The organism is Marinagarivorans sp., assembly GCF_982758155.1.
In genome coordinates this window covers 1-3,731 of sequence record NZ_CEXWTU010000342.1, presented here as the reverse complement: position 1 = coordinate 3,731, position 3,731 = coordinate 1, and the positions used below count along the sequence as shown (strand labels likewise).

Here is a 3,731-nt window from a genome sequence, read left to right as displayed (position 1 = left end):
TTACGGTGTTTGGTGCAGCAATCCGACACACCCGGCATGTATTGCTCTGGGCTATCAATACGAACAACATCCTCCCCACAATATTCACCGCCACTATCTTGTGCCCGGCATACCGGGGCATGAAAATGCGCCAACCAGTCGAGATAGACCACCTGTGTAACATTGCAAAATGCGGCCACAAAGCCGATCGGATTAGCTAAATACAGGGCAATATCATCAGCGGGAATGGCAATATGCCCTAGTCCAACTTGGTATGTCATAAAGGTGATGCCCTTAACACTCAACTTTTGCAGGATGTCGTCACCAGAGGTATGCTCCAACCCCGCAACATGTAATCGCAACTTGGTAATCTCTTCGTGTAATTGCGACTCGCGTTCAGCTCGGTACATCAACTCAACTTCGCGCCAGTTCAACAACTCTTTATACTCACTTTGCGCGCTAGCCACCTGCTCGCCCGCTTCAGTTTCGTAGTGCTCTCGCAGGGCGCGAATATACTCCGACTCACCACCTTTTGTTTTTTCAAGTTTAAGTGCGTAATACTCGCGCACCTCGGCAAGCTTTTTATCCTTGCCTGCGACGGTTTGCTCCAGGACAGCTAACTGCGCTTTTGCGCTATCGAACTGACGAACCTGATCCACCAGCTGCACCTGCAAGGCCTTCAGTTTTTCTTCATATTCGGTTTTAGTTTGCTCCAATTGCGCCATGGTTTGCGCCATACCATTAGCACCCAGCATTTGATTTTGTAAAAGTTGGGCTAGCTGCGCCTCCATCCCAACCGAAACCCCAGCAGCCTGCCCTAACACACCATTTGGAGCCTCTAAACTTGAGTCCTCAGCAACCTGCTGCTTACTTAAACCCAACCGGTTCATCGCAATTGCGCTTTGAATCCAACCCAATATTTTGCTATCGGGGCCCAAGTCGGGCGTCCATAGCATTTCCGTATACCGCGCTTCTGGGCACTGCCGTGCCGTCGCCACACGCATTGGGCCAGCACCAAGATTAGGGCCGGGCTGAGCGGTTCTGGCGATATTAATCAGCGGCACATTCCAGCTTGCCTCTATCCAACCTTCGTCATCAAAGGCCACTTTAAAAAAAACAGCAGACTTCGGCTTCAAGTCGGGGCTTAGCTCCAAATAAACGGCTTTCGCATCGCGCCCCGCCCACTCCAGCTCAGGCGTAAAACCTTCTAATAGCGCCTCGAATTCTGAATACAGCAACTCCTTCACCACACCTTCTGGAGCAAAAAATAATACGGCACTTGGACTGTCTTCCCGACTACTGAACATAGCGGCTTGTCTACCTTATGGGTCTTGTAGTTATGATCACAAAAGCGAACTGCCACCTTTTATTGTGATAGTGCATCTGTTTATTGTGATGGCGCATCTATACCGAAAGCAGCCATTCAGGCTGAGCCTATTCGATATAAAGGGCGAAGCAGCAATAGTTTACCAGTTAGGCGAAAGTAGATCTCAAGCATTGCTGGATCACAGATTATTACCTCGCCCCTAACTATAGGAGAATAACAGCGCATCATGTAACTCAAGGTGCCATAAGGCCTAAATAAATTTCCGAAAGGCGCACGCGAGAACATTCTGACCATTGAAAGCACTTGCCAGAACATCACAAAAAAATGGCCCCAAGATTGGAGCCCATAGATCTTCCGCAATCGTTTAGAAATTTCGCAAAAACGATGCGCAGCTATTGAGGAAAAGCGGGCTGATTAGCCCGAAAAGCGATTCAACATTAGAGACAAGAAGTCTGCCGCGTTACCTGACAGTTTTTAACATATTGTCACCAACATGGCTTGTTGATGATGAATTTCAAACGTTATTGCCAAAGCCATTAAATACCACATGTAACAATACTACCAATACCTACAACCCTTGCGCCGGTCGTATTCTAAACAACACCTCCGCCAGCACAAACATCAATTAACATCACGCTAGCAACCTACCTGTATAGCCAACATCAAACCGTAACGGTTTAGCCTGAACCCTCTAAGGGGTGCTATAGCTTCCCACAAAATCCCATAAGTGTTTACATAACCCCCACAAGCGATCAAAATAAAGCTTATCTTTGTGACCGCGATCACGAGATTAAACAGTAAGCTGGGGTGAATACGCTAAGCGAGACCCAAGTCCCGTGCGCTAGATGTCGCTTGCAGTGCAAGCACAGTATGATCCCAGCAACGATGTTGTATTACGCGCCACAACCACTACAAGATGTCATCATGAGCATGATTAAAAATAAACATAAAAACACCTGCGACCTCACCGACAAAACACGGAAACCCGAGGACAATAATCATGAGCCCCTCCCGATGACCGTATCGCCTGCGACGAAGCCTCACTTTGCAGAAATATTTCTAAAAGTTCTTCCGTCGCTACGAAAAGCCATAACGCGTATTATGCTGTCCTCGCAAGATACCGATGATTTACTCCAAGAAGCTTTCGTCCGCGGCTTAACTGCCAGCAAACGCAGTGAAATTTTATCCCTTGAGGACTACCTTTTTATAGTCGCTCGTAACCTTGCATTAAAAGAGAAAGCCAAACAGCAAAACAATTTGAGCAGTATTCTCAGCGAACTAGAAATCAATTCACTCGAGAGCCCGCAACTTAGCCTTGAGGAAAGTGTTTATAATCGCAATCGATTCAATGCCTTTATTCAAGCCGCCAACACACTACCCGAGCAATGCCAACGCGCCTTTTTACTCAAGCATGTGCAAGGTTGCAGCCAAAAGGAAATTGCAAAAATCATGAAAATAACAGAGAGCACTGTCGAAAAGCATATTGCTAAAGGATTGCGCCGCTGCGCCAATGAACTCGAACAGCTTGGTTATCTCAAACAACGAAAAGTGGCTTTGCGTGAATGCGCTACTGAGTATTAATTTTCCTTTTGACGTAGCCAACCAAATTTATGATTCACAACTCACCTTCAGACACAACAGCCATTGAGCACAAAGCAAGCCTTTGGGTTGTTCGAATAGATAACGGTAAACTTTCGGCTAAAGAACATGTCGAATTTATGTCCTGGGTAAAAGCAAAGCCAGAACACAAATTAGCTTTTGAGCGGCTTGCCCGCTGGCAAATAAATATTAATCAACTTCCTGAACTTAACCCAAGCCAAAACCCAAGCATTGCAGAAAAAACACAATATCAAACCAATAGTCACCCAATAAAAGCAATGGCTTCGCTCAAAGCCCTCAGTTCGATAGCAGCGTTAATCGGCCTAGTCTTTATTGTATTCTTGATGAGGCAACAACCAGAACTCGAACCCGCTTTATTACAGACTTACCAAACAGCCATGGGTGAACAAAAAGAAATCTCACTGCCAGACGGATCAACAGTGACACTAAACACAGAAAGCGTTATTAACATTAATTTTAATAACGCGCTGCGCACAATAGAACTCATCCAAGGCGAAGCCTATTTTGAGGTATTTAAAGACCCCTCTCGCCCTTTTGAAGTAACAACCCTTAATAAAGTCATTCGCGCTGTCGGCACGGCATTTACAGTGCACGCAAAAAAGCACTCCGCCATTGAGGTTATGGTTACCGAAGGACGTGTTGAATTCGCCCAAATTCCGACCCGTCATAACCCAAAGACACTACAAAAATCGGATAGTAAAACGATTGCCTTTATCGATCAGGGGCAACTTGCCACCATCAATGCCAAAAATTCAATTAACGTAACTAATATAACCGCGGAAAATACCCAGCAAAGATTGGCTTG

General features: G+C 45.9%; 3 protein-coding genes. 2 read left to right on the top strand and 1 reads right to left on the bottom strand.

Annotated features, from left to right (window positions below; translation table 11 throughout):
- The coding region (locus tag AC3A8L_RS20555) for a hypothetical protein (RefSeq protein ID WP_487964144.1) at window positions 1-1,286 on the bottom strand (1,286 nt) is incomplete at its 3' end.
- Between the two features lie 890 nt (window positions 1,287-2,176).
- On the opposite strand from AC3A8L_RS20555, the gene AC3A8L_RS20550 reads away from it, so the two are divergent.
- Together AC3A8L_RS20550 and AC3A8L_RS20545 are read left to right on the top strand one after the other, a co-directional pair.
- Window positions 2,177-2,887, top strand: a complete 711-nt coding sequence (locus AC3A8L_RS20550) for an RNA polymerase sigma factor (protein WP_487964143.1) — start codon at window positions 2,177-2,179, stop codon at window positions 2,885-2,887.
- A gap of 29 nt (window positions 2,888-2,916) precedes the next feature.
- Window positions 2,917-3,731 (top strand): FecR family protein (locus AC3A8L_RS20545; RefSeq protein ID WP_487964142.1); only part of this gene is annotated, 815 nt, incomplete at its 3' end.

Bases quoted from the DNA above. Each gene is read 5' to 3' on its own strand.
- AC3A8L_RS20550 (WP_487964143.1), top strand. From the start codon at position 2,177: ATGATCCCAGCAACGATGTTGTATTACGCGCCACAACCACTACAAGAT.